The 14,635-nt window shown below is 71.9% G+C and carries 11 protein-coding genes; 3 read left to right on the plus strand and 8 right to left on the minus strand.

What is annotated here, in order from left to right; translation table 11 throughout:
- Positions 1–119: 119 nt before the first annotated feature.
- Positions 120–1,289 carry an acyl-CoA dehydrogenase family protein gene (locus ACFYZA_RS26925; protein WP_388493150.1) on the plus strand — a complete coding sequence of 390 codons (1,170 nt, stop codon included), beginning with the start codon at positions 120–122 and terminating at the stop codon, positions 1,287–1,289.
- Positions 1,286–2,266, plus strand: coding sequence for an acyl-CoA dehydrogenase family protein (locus ACFYZA_RS26930; RefSeq protein ID WP_388493152.1), 981 nt, complete (start codon positions 1,286–1,288; stop codon positions 2,264–2,266). The genes ACFYZA_RS26925 and ACFYZA_RS26930 overlap by 4 nt, the downstream gene beginning before the upstream one ends.
- A 220-nt stretch (positions 2,267–2,486) precedes the next feature.
- On the opposite strand, the gene ACFYZA_RS26935 is transcribed toward ACFYZA_RS26930, so the two are convergent.
- The 8 genes from ACFYZA_RS26935 to ACFYZA_RS26970 all read right to left on the minus strand — a co-directional run bounded on the left by ACFYZA_RS26935 (position 2,487) and on the right by ACFYZA_RS26970 (position 13,479).
- The gene (locus ACFYZA_RS26935) at positions 2,487–3,023 is read right to left on the minus strand and encodes a pyridoxamine 5'-phosphate oxidase family protein (RefSeq protein WP_382589095.1); all 537 of its coding nucleotides are present in this window, start codon (positions 3,021–3,023) and stop codon (positions 2,487–2,489) included.
- Between the two features lie 115 nt (positions 3,024–3,138).
- On the minus strand, positions 3,139–3,675 hold the full coding sequence (locus ACFYZA_RS26940) for a HutD family protein (RefSeq protein ID WP_388493154.1): 537 nt from the start codon (positions 3,673–3,675) through the stop codon (positions 3,139–3,141).
- On the minus strand, positions 3,672–4,391 hold the full coding sequence (locus tag ACFYZA_RS26945) for a vWA domain-containing protein (protein WP_382589101.1): 720 nt from the start codon (positions 4,389–4,391) through the stop codon (positions 3,672–3,674). The genes ACFYZA_RS26940 and ACFYZA_RS26945 overlap by 4 nt, the downstream gene beginning before the upstream one ends.
- A 359-nt stretch (positions 4,392–4,750) precedes the next feature.
- Entirely contained in the window at positions 4,751–5,878 is a 1,128-nt protein-coding gene (locus tag ACFYZA_RS26950; protein WP_388493155.1) for a hypothetical protein, read from the minus strand.
- Complete coding sequence (locus tag ACFYZA_RS26955; RefSeq protein WP_382589104.1) at positions 5,875–6,093, minus strand: hypothetical protein; 219 nt, start codon at positions 6,091–6,093, stop codon at positions 5,875–5,877. Before ACFYZA_RS26955 ends, ACFYZA_RS26950 begins: the two co-directional genes overlap by 4 nt.
- A gap of 221 nt (positions 6,094–6,314) precedes the next feature.
- Complete coding sequence (locus ACFYZA_RS26960) at positions 6,315–7,775, minus strand: glutamate synthase subunit beta (protein WP_388493156.1); 1,461 nt, start codon at positions 7,773–7,775, stop codon at positions 6,315–6,317.
- Positions 7,768–12,333 (minus strand): glutamate synthase large subunit, encoded by a 4,566-nt coding sequence (gltB, locus tag ACFYZA_RS26965; RefSeq protein ID WP_388493158.1) that lies wholly within the window; start codon positions 12,331–12,333, stop codon positions 7,768–7,770. The genes ACFYZA_RS26960 and gltB overlap by 8 nt, the downstream gene beginning before the upstream one ends.
- A 414-nt stretch (positions 12,334–12,747) precedes the next feature.
- Positions 12,748–13,479, minus strand: coding sequence for a VIT1/CCC1 transporter family protein (locus ACFYZA_RS26970; RefSeq protein WP_382589113.1), 732 nt, complete (start codon positions 13,477–13,479; stop codon positions 12,748–12,750).
- A gap of 238 nt (positions 13,480–13,717) precedes the next feature.
- Between ACFYZA_RS26970 and rbsK the strand changes: the two genes are divergently transcribed.
- Positions 13,718–14,605 (plus strand): ribokinase, encoded by an 888-nt coding sequence (rbsK, locus tag ACFYZA_RS26975; RefSeq protein WP_388493159.1) that lies wholly within the window; start codon positions 13,718–13,720, stop codon positions 14,603–14,605.
- The last annotated feature ends 30 nt before the right edge of the window (positions 14,606–14,635 follow it).

Here is a 14,635-nt window from a genome sequence, read left to right on the forward strand (position 1 = left end):
TACGGGGCCTTGTTGTCCGCCGCCCGGGCCGGGCCGGCCGATGCCTGAGCCTTGTTGTCCGTCACGGCGCCACGTTAACCTACCAAACACTTGTTAGGGAAGGATGGTGTGCCGCACCCATGGACCTGGACCCCACGCCCGACCAGGAGGCCTTCCGGGCCGAGGCGCGCGACTGGCTCGCCGCCCATATGCCGTCCGCGCCGCTCCCCTCCCTGGAGACCGCGGCCGGTTTCGCGGCCCACCGCGAGTGGGAGGCGCGCCTCTTCGCGGACCGCTGGTCGGTGGTGTCGTGGCCCGCGGAGTACGGGGGCCGGGGCGTCGACATCTTCCGGTGGCTCGCCTTCGAGGAGGAGTACTTCGCCGCGGGCGGCCCCGGACGCGTCTCGCAGAACGGCATCAACCTGCTCGCGCCCACCCTGTTCGACCACGGCACGCCCGAGCAGCGGGCGCGGATCCTGCCCGACATGGCGAGCGGCGCGACGATCTGGGCACAGGCCTGGTCCGAGCCGGAGGCGGGCTCCGACCTCGCCTCGCTGAGGTCCAAGGCGGTCCGCACGCAAGGGGGTTGGCTGCTCTCGGGGCAGAAGACCTGGTCCTCGCGGGCCGCGTTCGCCGACCGCGCCTTCGGCATCTTCCGCACCGGTCCCGGGGCCGCCAAGCCCCACCAGGGCCTCACCTATCTGATGTTCGACCTGCGGGCGCCGGGCGTCGGCGTCCGCCCCGTCGGACGCCTCGACGGCAAGCCCGCCTTCGCCGAACTCTTCCTCGACAACGTCTTCGTGCCGGACGAGGACGTGATCGGGGAGGTCGGCGCGGGCTGGCGGATCGCCATGTCGACGACCGGCAACGAGCGCGGCCTGATGCTGCGCTCCCCCGGCCGCTTCCTGGCGTCCGCCGCACGGCTCGTGGATCTGTGGCGCACGGCGGGCGACCCGGCGGACACCGCGCTGCGCGACCGGGTCGCGGACGCGGTGATCGGGGCGCGCGCCTATCAGCTCTTCACCTGCGCGGGCGCCTCCCGTTTCGCCGAGGGCGGTGCGATCGGCGCCGAGTCCAGCCTGAACAAGGTGTTCTGGTCGCAGTACGACATCGCCCTGCACGAGTGCGCGCTCGATCTGCTCGGACCGTACGGGGAGCTGTCGGACGAGGCCGACGAGGCGCCGGGACAAGGCAGTTGGGCCGAGGGCCACGTCTTCTCGCTGGCCGGTCCGATCTACGCCGGGACGAACGAGATCCAGCGCGACATCATCGCCGAGCGGCTGCTCGGCCTCCCGAAGGGCCGCCGATGAGGTTCCTGCTCACCTCGGAACAGCTCGACTTCGCGCGTTCCCTGGACGCGATGCTGAGCGCGGCCGACACGCCCGCGGCGGTACGGGCCTGGGGCGCGGGGGACACGGGGCCCGGCCGGGCCGTCTGGTCGCGCCTCGCCGACGCGGGGGTCTTCGCGCTCGGGGTGCCCGAAGCGTACGAAGGGCTCGGGTCGCTGCCTGTCGAACTCGCCCTGGCCTGCGTCGAGTTGGGGCGGCATGCGGTGCCGGGGCCGGTCGTGGAGACGGTGGCCGCGTCCGCCCTGCTCACCCGGCTCGCGGACCTCGGCGAGGAAGGGCCGGCCAAGCGGCTGCTGCCCGCCGTCGCGTCGGGCGCGTGCGTGGCGAGCGCCCTGTTCCCCGGCGCGGGCCCGTACGCCCTGGACGCGGACGCGGCGGACGCGGTGCTCCGCGTGGCGGGCGGGGAGCTGCGGCTCGCCCCGGGCCACGGCCCCGTCCAGCCGTCGGCCGATCCGGCCCGGCGCCTCTCACGCCCGCTGCCCGGGGGTGAACTCCTCTACGCAGGGCCCCAGTTGAGGGAGGCCGTCGCGCGGGCCACCGTGTGGGCCCGGCTCGCCGCGGCCGGGCAGTGTCTCGGACTCGCCGAGGCGCTGCTCGCCCGGACGGTGGCGTACGTCAAGCAGCGCACCCAGTTCGGGGCGCCGATCGGCTCCTTCCAGGCGGTCAAGCACCGGCTCGCGGACACGCTGGTCGCGATCGAGTTCGCGCGGCCGCTGCTGTACGGGGCCGCGCTGTCGCTCGCGCCGGGCGAGGTGGCCGCGGCGAAGGTGACGGCCGGGGAGGCCGCGTACGCCGCCGCCCGCACCGCGCTGCAACTGCACGGCGCGATCGGCTACACCCAGGAGCTCGACCTGTCGCTGTGGCTGCGCAAGGCGCGCCCGCTCAGGGACGCGTGGGGCACGCCCGCCGAGTGCCGGGCCCAGGTCCTGGCGGGCTGAGGAGGCCGGCGGCGAGCGACTCTCCCCACCCCGCCCCTTCCCGAGAACACCCGGGCCTTCAGGGGCGCGGGGAACCGCGCGACCAGCCACGCACGGTCCGCAGCCGAATCGAATCCCCCCGGAGGGTCTCGGGAAGGGGCGGGGTGGGGGACGGATCAGTTCTCGCGCGCCTCCCGGATCAACCGGACCGGCGGCCCGCGATGCCCGCGATGCCCGCGATTCAGGCGTCCTCGCGCACCGGCTCGTCCCCGTTGCCGCGCCGGAGCGTGCGCAGCGCGGTGCCGGGCCGCCAGACCCGTAGGACCACTTCGTCGTTCTCGACGCCGGTGTACACCACCTCGGTGAGCTCGACGCGGAAGAGGAGGAACGGCTCGGGCGGGCTCACCTGCTCGACGAAGGACGCGAGCGCCGCCGGGTCGGTGATCCGCACCGCACGTCCGCCGACCCGCACGTCGCCGTCCGCCATCTCGGCGTCCGGGCCCGGGTTGGCCTGGAGCGAGAAGCGCGGGTCGCGCAGCACGTCGCGCGCCTTCATCGAGCCGGGCATCATGCCCAGCAGCAGCTCACCGTTCCGGAACTCCACCTCAAGGCCGGTCACCCGGGGCGAGCCGTCCTTGCGCAGGGTGCCCAGGACGTGGTGCCTGTACTTCTTGAAGCGGGCCTCGGCGAGGGCGGCGAACTGCGGCTCGGCCTGGTGGAACGCGCTCCAGGCCGCCGCCGCGGGCGCCGTGGGTGGTGCTGTCTCGTTGATCGTCATGGTTCAAGGAAAGCGCAGATACCCGACATCTTCTGTCCGGATTGCGGGCGCGGATTGCGGGCGTGGATTCCGGGCGCGGAGTGCAGGTTCCGGACTGCGGAACACGGACTGCGGGCTACCGGGCCGGGAGAGCGACCACGGCCGTGTGCCCCTCGGCCCGTACCGCCGTCGCGCCCCGGTCGGTGAGGTGTGCGTCGTACGGGTCGAGGCGTACGCCGTCCACGTGGGCGGGCGCGTCCAGGGCGACGACCAGGGCGGGCCCGGCGATCGTCAGATCGCCCCGCACCACGGCGACCGTCGGGGCGGGGGTGCCCCGGCGGAACATCACGTTGAAGTTGACGACCGGGCCGGCCAGGAGGCGGCAGTCGGTGGGGGCGTCGCCCGGGAAGTGCTGCGGCACGAACCGCTCGTCCACCAGGCGGCGTTGGCCGCCCACCATCAGGTCCATGCCGGCACCCTCGACGACGGTCAGGATCCGGTCCACCCCGGGGAACCCGGAGAACGGGCCGTCCGCGCCGACGTCGGCGAGGCTGACCCGCCACACGAAGTCGGCGGTCCCGGCGCCCTCGGGGTGCGCCACGATGTTCCGGGTCACCCCGCCGCCGTTGCGCCACGGCACGGCTCGCCTGTCGGCGGCTCGCAGCGTCCTCACCGTACGATCCCTTCCGCCCGGGCGGCGCGCAGCCACTGCGGGAACTCGCCGAGCAGCCGGTCGTAGAGCTGGGCGTCGGTCACCCGGCGCGGGTCGGTGCCGGCGGCGAAGAAGCCCGCGTTGTCGACGCGGCGGCGCTCGGGTACGGCCAGCTCGTCGAGCCTGCGCAGGAAGTCGAACTGGTGGCCCCGGGGGTCGCCGAAGCCGACGAACTGCCAGAACATCGGCAGGGTCGCCGCCTTGCAGACGTAGCGCTCCGCGGCGAGCCTGCTGCTGGGGCCGCCGTCGGTCTGGAACACGACGAGCGCGGGGGCGCTCGCGCCGCTCTCCAGGTAGTGGTCGATGACCGCGTCCATCGCCACGTGGTAGTTGGTGCGGCCCATGTGGCCGAGGTTGGCCACGATCCGCTCGATGCGGCCCTGGTGGTTGTTCAGGGCGATCTCCGTCTCGGCGTCGATGCCCGTGGAGAAGAACACGACCGGGACGCGGCCGTCGTCGTCGAGGTGGGCGGAGAGGCCGAGCACGCGGTCGGCGAGCGCCTGCACGCTGCCGTCCCTGAAGTACGGGCGCATCGAGCCGGAGTGGTCGACGACGAGGTAGACCGCGGCGGTCTCGTCGTCGAGTCCGTGCTTCTCCAAGGACGTGGCGGCGTGCTTGTAGAGGGAGACGAGGGCGGGCGCGCGCTCTTCCACGGTCTGGAGGGTCAGGGCGGGCATGCGTCTCCGTTCACTCGCCGGGGGTGTGTCCGGGGGCGGGAGTGATGAGGGTACGCCGGTTTGCGGGCGGGCGGTTTGGTCCGGGGTCGGCTCCGGCCGGGGGTGTGCCGTGGCGCCCCGGCGCCGGGGGGTCAGGCTCCGCCTGGGGGTGGGTCGTTCGGGTGCGGGGCGGCTGCGCCGGGCGGAGGTGTTTCGGTGGCGCCCGGCGCCGGGGGGTCAGGCTCCGCCTGGGGGTGGTTAGTTCGGGTGCGGACCCGCTGTGGCTGGTCGCGCAGTTCCCCGCGCCCCTGGCGGGGTGCACTTCAGCCGAATCGCCCACGCGGCGGAGCCGCGCGATGTCGCAGTCCCGCGCTCACCGGCTAGGCATCCCCCTGGTCCTGGAAGGACGGCAGGGCGAAGATGCGTTCCTTGGACGGGTCGTCCATCAACTCGACCAGGGGGAGGACCAGTTCCCACAGGTTCTGCTTGTCGACCTCCCGGGCCAGTGCGTCGAGGTCCTGGTCCGCCAGTGCGCCCGCCGCGTCGGCGACGACCTTGCGGGACGGGTCGGGCAGCAGCTCGACCAGGGGCAGGAATTCCGCCCACAGCGCCGTCGCCACGACCGCGGGGACGATGCCGGACAGGACCTCGGGGTCGGTGAGGGACGGCAGGAGCGCCACCGCCCGGCGGTCCTCTTCCGACAGGAGGGCCACCAGGGGGAGCAGGGACTCCCACAGGTCCTGCTCCGCCGTGGTGCGGACCAGCGTGTCGAGGCGGGCCTCGGGCTGGCGGGCGGCGAGGGTGGCGATGCGGGCGCGCTGCTCCCCCGTCACCATGCCGGCCACCGCGAGCGCTTCGGGCCACAGGCCGTCGGCGGCCGAGGCGATGACCTGGGCCAGCCGGTCGTTGCCCATCAACTCGACTATGCGGCCCAGGCGTTGGGGCTGGTCCACGGCGAACCCGGTGCGCAGCACCACCGCGTCGTCGACCTGCGGCAGGATCCGGGTGAGCGCCGAGTCGCGCAGGTGGCCGACGAAGCGGCCCATGGTGAGGTGGTCGCCGCGTTCGGCGAGGGCGACCGAGATCCGTACGAGCAGGTTCTCGTCGAGGCGGTCGACGATGCCCGCGATGCGCCGCGGGTCCAGGTGGGCGCAGGACGCGGCCGTGAAGGCGACGGGCAGCTTCTCGATGATGTCGGCGGCCCGGGCGGGTTCGAGGCGGCCGGCGACGGCCGCGGCGAGGCGTGGGCCGAGGGCCTTCTGCGAGATGGCGGCGGCGACCCCGGCCGGTACGAGTCTGGTGGCCTTGGCGATGCGGTCGAGCATGTCGGGCATGCCGTCGAACAGGGCGGCCACGGCCTGTTCGCGCAGGGTGCGCAGATCGTCGGCGGGCAGGTCGGCGAGGAAGGCAAGGCGCTCGGGGCGCTCGTCGAGCAGGGCCGCGAGCTTCTCGATCTCGGCGCGGCCCCGGAGGGTGTCGCGGGTGTCCATGGCAGTCACCGGCCTCACTTGAAGAGGATGCGGCGGACGGGGCCGCGGGCCAGGGCGGGCACGAGCCCGAGGGCGGCTTCGGCGGCCTCACCGAGACCGGCCGCGCGGCTTTCGCGTTCCTTGCTCAACGCGCCTGCCAGGTAGGTGAGTTGATCCTCTGTCAGGTGTGCGAGGGAGGACGGCGGCGGCGCCCCCAGCTCCGTACTCAGGTGTGAAAGCGCTTCGTTGCTCACGGGACCTCCCGGTGACGGACGCGGCGGTTCGTCCCGAGACTGAGGCGCAATTGACTATTAGTCAATACGTGGCGCGGACCGGGCCCGCACACGAGCGAACCGGGTCCGGACATCACGTGCCGGCTCCCGGGCATGCCGCGGCGCCCGCCCAGTCGTCCGGTCGGGGACAGTGGGGCGGGCGCCGGTCAGTTCCGTACGTCGTTGTACGGGACGATGAGGGGTCAGACCGTCAGGGCGCGGTCCGTGGGGCGGATCGGGGCGGGCAGGTCGCTCGCGCCGGTCAGGTAGCGGTCGACGCCGCGCGCCGCCGAGCGGCCCTCGGCGATGGCCCAGACGATCAGGGACTGGCCGCGGCCCGCGTCACCGGCGACGAACACGCCGTCGACGTTGGTCGCGAAGTCCGCGTCGCGCGCGACGTTGCCGCGCTCGTCGAGGTCCAGGCCGAACTGGGCCACCAGGCCGTTGGCCTGGTCGGTGCCGGTGAAGCCCATGGCGAGGGTGACCAGCTGCGCGGGGATCGCCCGCTCCGTGCCGGGCTTCGGCGTCAGCTTGCCGTCGATGAACTCGACCTCGGTCAGGTGCAGGGACTGCACGTTGCCGTCCTCGTCGCCCTCGAAGTGGGTGGTCGAGACGGAGTAGACGCGCTCGCCGCCCTCCTCGTGCGCGGAGGTCACCTTGTAGAGCATGGGGAACGTCGGCCACGGCTGGCCCGGGTTCCGCTCGTCGCCCGGCCTCGGCATGATCTCCAGCTGGGTGACGGAGGCCGCGCCCTGGCGGTGGGCGGTGCCCACGCAGTCCGCGCCGGTGTCGCCGCCGCCGATGACCACGACGTGCTTGCCCTCGGCGGTGATCGGCGGGGTGACGAAGTCGCCCTCCTGCACCTTGTTCGAGAGCGGCAGGTACTCCATCGCGAAGTGGATGCCGTTCAGTTCGCGGCCCGGCACCGGCAGGTCGCGCGAGACGGTGGCGCCGGCCGCGATGACGACCGCGTCGTAGCGCTTGCGCAGCTTGGCGGCGTCGATGTCGCGGCCGATCTCGACCTCGGTGCGGAACTTGGTGCCCTCCGCGCGCATCTGCTCGATGCGGCGGTTGATGTGCACCTTCTCCATCTTGAACTCGGGGATGCCGTAGCGCAGCAGGCCGCCGATGCGGTCGGCGCGCTCGTAGACGGCGACCGTGTGTCCGGCCCGGGTCAGCTGCTGGGCGGCGGCGAGGCCCGCCGGGCCCGAGCCGATGACCGCGACGGTCTTGCCGGACAGGCGCTCGGGCGCCTGCGGCCTGACGTCGTTGCTGTCCCATGCCTTGTCGATGATGGAGACTTCGACGTTCTTGATGGTGACGGCGGGCTGGTTGATGCCGAGCACACACGCCGACTCGCAGGGAGCCGGGCACAGCCGCCCGGTGAACTCCGGGAAGTTGTTGGTGGCGTGCAGGCGCTCGGAGGCGGCCTGCCAGTCCTCGCGGTAGGCGTAGTCGTTCCACTCGGGGATCAGGTTCCCCAGCGGACAGCCGTTGTGGCAGAACGGGATGCCGCAGTCCATGCAGCGCCCGGCCTGCTTGCTGATGATCGGCAGCAGCGAACCGGGAACGTAGACCTCGTTCCAGTCCTTGACGCGCTCGCCCACCGGACGGGTCTTGGCGACCTCGCGCCCGGTGGTCAGGAAGCCCTTGGGGTCAGCCATTGGTCGCCGCCTCCATCATCTTCTCGGTGGTCTCCTGCTCGGAGAGACCGGCGAGCTCAGCGGCGTCCTTGGCGGCGAGCACTGCCTTGTACGTGGTCGGAATGATCTTGCTGAAGCGTTCCACGGCGACGGGCCAGTCGGCGAGCAGCTTCTCGGCGACCGTCGAACCGGTCTCCTCGAAGTGGCGGCGCACGACGTCGTGCAGCCACTGCTTGTCGCTGTCGCCGAGCGCCTCGACGGCGCCCAGGTTCCCGGAGTTGACGTTGTCGCGGTCCAAGTCGATGACGTAGGCGATACCGCCGGACATGCCGGCCGCGAAGTTGCGCCCGGTCTCGCCGAGGACCACCGCGTGGCCGCCGGTCATGTACTCGCAGCCGTGGTCGCCCACGCCTTCCGAGACGACGGTGGCACCCGAGTTGCGGACGCAGAAGCGCTCGCCGGTGCGGCCGCGCAGGAACAGCTCGCCGCCGGTCGCGCCGTAGGCGATGGTGTTGCCCGCGATCGTCGAGTACTCGGCGAGGTGGTCGGCGCCCCGGTCCGGGCGGACGATGACACGGCCACCGGAGAGGCCCTTGCCGACGTAGTCGTTGGCGTCGCCCTCCAGACGCAGGGTCACACCGCTCGGCAGGAAGGCGCCGAACGACTGGCCGGCCGAGCCGGTGAAGGTGATGTCGATGGTGTCGTCGGGCAGGCCCGCGCCGCCGAACCTCTTCGTCACCTCGTGGCCGAGCATGGTGCCCACGGTCCGGTTGATGTTGCGGATCGCGATCCGCGCGCGGACCGGCTGGGCGGCCTCGGCGGAGTCGGCCTCAAGGGCGTCGGCGGCGAGCTTGATGAGCTCGTTGTCCAGCGCCTTCGCCAGGCCGTGGTCCTGGGCGACCACCGCGTGGCGCACGGCGCCCTCGGGCAGCTCGGGCACGTAGAAGAGCGGCTCCAGGTCGAGGCCCTGGGCCTTCCAGTGCGTCACGGCCCGGTCGGTGTCGAGGAGTTCGGCGTGGCCGACGGCCTCCTCGATGGTGCGGAAGCCGAGCTCGGCGAGGATCTCGCGGACCTCTTCGGCGATGAACTCGAAGAAGTTCACGACGAATTCGGGCTTGCCCGAGAAGCGGTCGCGCAGCACCGGGTTCTGGGTGGCGATGCCGACCGGGCAGGTGTCCAGGTGGCAGACGCGCATCATGACGCAGCCGGAGACGACGAGCGGCGCGGTCGCGAAACCGAACTCCTCGGCGCCGAGCAGCGCGGCGATGATCACGTCACGGCCGGTCTTGAGCTGGCCGTCGGTCTGCACCACGATCCGGTCGCGCAGGCCGTTGAGCAGCAGGGTCTGCTGGGTCTCGGCGAGGCCGAGCTCCCAGGGCCCGCCCGCGTGCTTGAGCGAGGTGAGCGGGGAGGCGCCGGTGCCGCCGTCGTGGCCGGAGATGAGGACGACGTCCGCGTGCGCCTTGGAGACACCCGCGGCCACGGTCCCGACGCCGACCTCGGACACGAGCTTCACGTGGATGCGCGCGGCCGGGTTGGCGTTCTTGAGGTCGTGGATCAGCTGAGCCAGGTCCTCGATGGAGTAGATGTCGTGGTGCGGCGGCGGTGAGATGAGGCCGACGCCCGGGGTGGAGTGCCGGGTCTTGGCGACCCACGGGTAGACCTTGTGGCCGGGCAGCTGGCCGCCCTCGCCGGGCTTGGCGCCCTGCGCCATCTTGATCTGGATGTCGTCCGCGTTGACCAGGTACTCGCTGGTGACACCGAAGCGGCCGGAGGCGACCTGCTTGATGGAGGAGCGGCGCGCCGGGTCGTACAGGCGGTCCGCGTCCTCGCCGCCCTCACCGGTGTTGGACTTGCCGCCCAGCTGGTTCATGGCGATGGCGAGCGTCTCGTGCGCCTCGCGCGAGATGGAGCCGTACGACATGGCGCCGGTCGAGAAGCGCTTGACGATCTCGGAGACAGGCTCGACCTCGTCGATGGAGATCGACGGGCGCTCGCTGTTGAAGCCGAACAGGCCACGCAGCGTCATGAGCCGCTCGGACTGCTCGTTCACGCGGTCCGTGTACTGCTTGAAGATGTCGTAGCGCTTGTTGCGGGTGGCGTGCTGGAGGCGGAAGACCGTCTCCGGGTCGAACAGGTGCGGCTCGCCCTCGCGGCGCCACTGGTACTCGCCGCCGATCTCCAGGGCGCGGTGCGCCGAGGGAACGCCGGAGGCCGGGTAGGCCTTGGCGTGCCGGGCGGCGACCTCCTTGGCGACGACGTCGAGGCCGGCGCCGCCGATCTTGGTGGCGGTGCCGATGAAGTACTTCTGCACGAAGGCCTCGTCGAGACCGACGGCCTCGAAGACCTGGGCGCCCCGGTAGGAGGCGACCGTGGAGATGCCCATCTTGGACATGACCTTCAGGACGCCCTTGCCGAGCGCGTAGATCAGGTTGCGGATGGCCTGCTCGGGCTCCAGGCCCTCGATGAAGGTGCCGGCCCGCACGAGGTCCTCGACGGACTCCATGGCGAGGTACGGGTTGACCGCGGCGGCGCCGTAACCGATGAGCAGCGCGACGTGGTGCACCTCGCGGACGTCACCGGCCTCGACGAGCAGGCCCACCTGGGTGCGCTGCTTGGTGCGGATGAGGTGGTGGTGGACGGCCGCGGTGAGCAGCAGCGACGGGATCGGCGCGTGCTCGGCGTCGGAGTGCCGGTCGGACAGGACGATCAGGCGGGCGCCGCCCTCGATCGCGGCGTCCGTCTCCTGGCAGATGGCCTCGATGCGGGCGGCGAGCGCGTCGCCGCCGCCGGAGACCCGGTAGAGCCCGGAGAGCGTGGCGGCCTTCATGCCCGGCATGTCGCCGTCGGCGTTGATGTGTATCAGCTTCGCCAGCTCATCGTTGTCGATGACCGGGAAGGGCAGCGTGACGCTGCGGCACGAGGCGGCGGTGGGCTCCAGGAGGTTGCCCTGCGGGCCGAGCGTGGAGCGCAGGCTGGTGACCAGCTCTTCCCGGATCGCGTCCAGCGGCGGGTTGGTGACCTGCGCGAACAGCTGGGTGAAGTAGTCGAACAGCAGCCGGGGGCGCGCGGAGAGCGCGGCGATCGGCGAGTCGGTGCCCATCGAGCCGAGCGGCTCGCCGGCGGTGCGGGCCATCGGCGCGAGGATGACGCGGAGCTCTTCCTCGGTGTAGCCGAAGGTCTGCTGGCGGCGGGTGACCGAGGCGTGGGTGTGCACGATGTGCTCACGCTCGGGCAGGTCCTCCAGCTCGATCTCGCCGGCTTCCAGCCAGTCCTTGTACGGGTTCTCCGTGGCGAGGGACGCCTTGATCTCGTCGTCCTCGATGATGCGGTGCTCGGCGGTGTCGACGAGGAACATCCGGCCGGGCTGGAGGCGGCCCTTGCGGACGACCTTCGCCGGGTCGATGTCGAGGACGCCGACCTCGGAGGACAGGACCACCAGGCCGTCGTCGGTCACCCAGTAGCGGCCCGGGCGAAGCCCGTTGCGGTCGAGGACCGCGCCGACCTGGACGCCGTCGGTGAAGGTGATGCAGGCCGGGCCGTCCCAGGGCTCCATCATCGTGGCGTGGAACTGGTAGAAGGCACGGCGTGCCGGGTCCATCGACTCGTGGTTCTCCCACGCCTCGGGGACCATCATCAGGACCGAGTGCGGCAGCGAGCGCCCGCCGAGGTGGAGGAGTTCGAGCACCTCGTCGAAGGACGCGGAGTCGGAGGCGTCCGGCGTACAGACGGGGAAGATGCGGTCGATCTTTCCGGCGCCGGAGTTGAACAGGTTGGACGCGAGCTGGGACTCGCGGGCCACCATCCAGTTGCGGTTGCCCTTGACCGTGTTGATCTCGCCGTTGTGCGCGACGAAGCGGTAGGGGTGGGCCAGCGGCCAGCTCGGGAAGGTGTTGGTGGAGAACCGCGAGTGCACGAGGGCGACGGCGGTGGCGCAGCGGCGGTCGGAGAGGTCCGGGAAGAACGGCTCCAGCTGGCCGGTGGTCAGCATGCCCTTGTAGACGATGGTCCGGGCGGAGAGCGACGGGAAGTAGACACCGGCCTCCCGCTCGGCGCGCTTGCGCAGCACGAAGGCCTTGCGGTCCAGCGCGATGCCGGCCGATTCGCCGTCGGCGACGAACAGCTGGCGGAAGGCGGGCATGGTGGCGCGGGCGCCGTTGCCGAGCAGTGCGGGGGTGACGGGGACCTCACGCCAGCCGAGCACGGTGAGCCCCTCTTCACCGGCGATCGTCTCGATCTTCGAGACGGCCTCTCCGGTCTCCTCCAGGGGCAGGAAGGCGATACCGACGGCGTACGAGCCTGCCTCGGGCAGCTCGAAGTCACTGACCTCGCGCAGGAACGCGTCCGGGACCTGGAGCAGGATGCCGGCACCGTCGCCGGAGTCCGGCTCGGAGCCGGTGGCACCGCGGTGTTCCAGATTGCGCAGTACGGTCAGGGCCTGCTCGACCAGCTCATGGCTGGCAACCCCGGTGAGGGTGGCCACGAACCCGACGCCGCAGGCGTCGTGCTCGTTACGGGGGTCGTACATCCCCTGCTGGGCGGGGCGACCGTCCATGGGCGACCAGGCGTCGGAACGCATCGGCTCTCCCGTCGTCGTTGTGGCATTGGGGTCTCCCCTGCTCGATCGGGATCCGAGAGCGTTGGGAGGCGTTTACCGAGGGACGACGCTGGCCCTCTTGAAATTTCGTGCAGGTTACATGATGGAACGTATCTCGGGAACCGGATAGCGCATTCCAACATGCGGACACCCCGGCGCGAGCTTCGTTGCCCACGGGGGCGCACAGGAGTGCGGTTTTCGGGTGTGTACGGCCTATGCCCGGCAGTTGAAGATCCGAAACCGCCGAGTAACGATTAGTTATTCGGGCCGCCGCATACTCCGCCATTCTACGGCTTGGGGCGGGCCCGCGCGCAGGACGTATGTCACACGGGGCGGCGCCGATTGGCACCGCCCCGTGTGATGACCTCGGCGTTTCGCCCGCCGAGTGCTGTCGCGTCAGCCGATGGCCGCGCCGAAGAACGAGCCGATCCCGAAGGTGAGGGCCGCCGCCGCACCGCCGAGGACCAGCTGGCGCATGCCGCTGAACCACCACGAGCGGGCCGTCACCTTGGCGACCACTGCGCCGCAGCCGAAGAGACCCACGAGGGCGAGCAGCACGGCCGGCCACAGCGCGGACGCGCCGAGCAGGTAGGGCAGCAGGGGAAGGAGCGCGCCGAGCGCGAAGGAGGCGAAGGAGGACACCGCGGCCACGGTCGGCGAGGGCAGGTCCGAGGGGTCGATGCCGAGCTCTTCGCGGGCGTGGATCTCCAGGGCCTGCTCGGGGTCCTGCGACAGCTGCCGGGCGACCTCGCGGGCGAGGTCCGGCTCGACGCCGCGCGACATGTAGAGCTCGGCGAGCTCGCGCTCCTCGTCGGCCGGGTGCTTGCGCAACTCCCGCCGCTCGATGTCGAGTTCGGCCTCGACGAGCTCGCGCTGCGAGGCGACCGAGGTGTACTCGCCGGCCGCCATCGAGAAGGCGCCGGCCGCGAGACCGGCGAGCCCGGTGATGATGATCGTGCGGTGCGAGACCTCGCCGCCGGCGACTCCGGTCATCAGGGCGAGGTTGGAGACCAGACCGTCCATCGCGCCGAACACGGCCGGGCGCAGCCAGCCGCCGTTGACGTCACGGTGGGTGTGGTTGTCGCGGTGCGCCTCGTGCAGCGTCGCTTCGGTCTCGATGATGGCCACGGTGGTCCCCTCACATTCAGCAGCGGGCAGCAATCACGTCCCGCTCCCCCTCAACACCGTTGAACATACGCTCGATGTAAGGGCCCCGCCAGCAAGTAAGGCCTTACTCAGTGAGGGTGTACTCAGTAAGCCAGGCCTTGCTGAACAGCAGGTCAGGAGCCGTTTCGCCCGTTCTGCGCCGAACGCGCCGGGCCAGGTGCGGTCACCGAACCGGCCGCCCTCGGGAGACAATCCCGGCATGACCCGGATCACCGTGCTCGGCAGCACCAACATGGACCTCGTCGCCTACGTCACGACCGCCCCGCGCAGCGGCGAGACGGTCACCGGCCACGAGTTCCACACCGTCCCCGGCGGCAAGGGCGCCAACCAGGCCGTCGCCGCCGCCCGGGCCGGCGCGGAGGTCGCGATGATCGGCGCGGTGGGCACGGACGAGTTCGGCGGGCGGCTGCGCGCCACGCTCGAAGCCTCGGGCGTCGACATCGATCTGCTGCGCACCACCGAGGGCCCCTCCGGCACCGCCCACATCGTGGTCGACGGCGACGGGGCCAACTCGATCGTCGTCATCCCCGGCGCCAACGGCTCCCTCACCTCGCTCAGCCACGCGGACCGCGCGGTGATCGCCGAGGCCCGGTCCCTACTGCTCCAGCTGGAGCTTCCGATGAGCGCGGTCGTCGAGGGCGCCCAGGCCGCCCGGCGCAACGGGGTCCGTACGATCCTCACCCCCGCGCCCGCGCGACCGCTGCCGCCCGAACTCCTCGCCGCCACCGACCTGTTGGTGCCCAACGAGCACGAGGCCGCCACCCTCACCGGCATCTCGGGCGACCCGGAGCGCGCCGCCCGGGCGCTGCTCGCGCAGGTGCCCGAGGTCGTGATCACGCTCGGCGCGCGGGGCTGTCTCTACGCGTCGCGGGCGCAGCCGGAGCCGGTGGCGGTGCTCGCCCCGCCGGTCACCGCGGTGGACACGACCGGCGCCGGTGACGTCTTCGTGGGCGCCCTCGCGGTGGCACTGGCCGAGGGCCGCCCGATGACGGACGCGCTGGCCTGGGCGAGTGCCGCGGCCGCGCTCTCCGTCCAGCGGCCGGGTGCGGCCACCTCGATGCCGTACCGGTCGGAGATCGACGCGTAGGCCCTCCGGGGGGCGGGGTGCTCTTCGGGG

This window comes from Streptomyces sp. NPDC001828, from assembly GCF_042892175.1.
Classification (GTDB): domain Bacteria; phylum Actinomycetota; class Actinomycetes; order Streptomycetales; family Streptomycetaceae; genus Streptomyces.

Coding starts and splice junctions, on each gene's coding strand:
- ACFYZA_RS26925 (WP_388493150.1), top strand. CDS start 120: ATGGACCTGGACCCCACGCCCGACCAGGAGGCCTTCCGGGCCGAGGCG.
- ACFYZA_RS26930 (WP_388493152.1), top strand. CDS start 1,286: ATGAGGTTCCTGCTCACCTCGGAACAGCTCGACTTCGCGCGTTCCCTG.
- ACFYZA_RS26935 (WP_382589095.1), bottom strand. CDS start 3,023: ATGACGATCAACGAGACAGCACCACCCACGGCGCCCGCGGCGGCGGCC.
- ACFYZA_RS26945 (WP_382589101.1), bottom strand. CDS start 4,391: ATGCCCGCCCTGACCCTCCAGACCGTGGAAGAGCGCGCGCCCGCCCTC.
- ACFYZA_RS26960 (WP_388493156.1), bottom strand. CDS start 7,775: ATGGCTGACCCCAAGGGCTTCCTGACCACCGGGCGCGAGGTCGCCAAG.
- gltB (WP_388493158.1), bottom strand. CDS start 12,333: ATGCGTTCCGACGCCTGGTCGCCCATGGACGGTCGCCCCGCCCAGCAG.
- rbsK (WP_388493159.1), top strand. CDS start 13,718: ATGACCCGGATCACCGTGCTCGGCAGCACCAACATGGACCTCGTCGCC.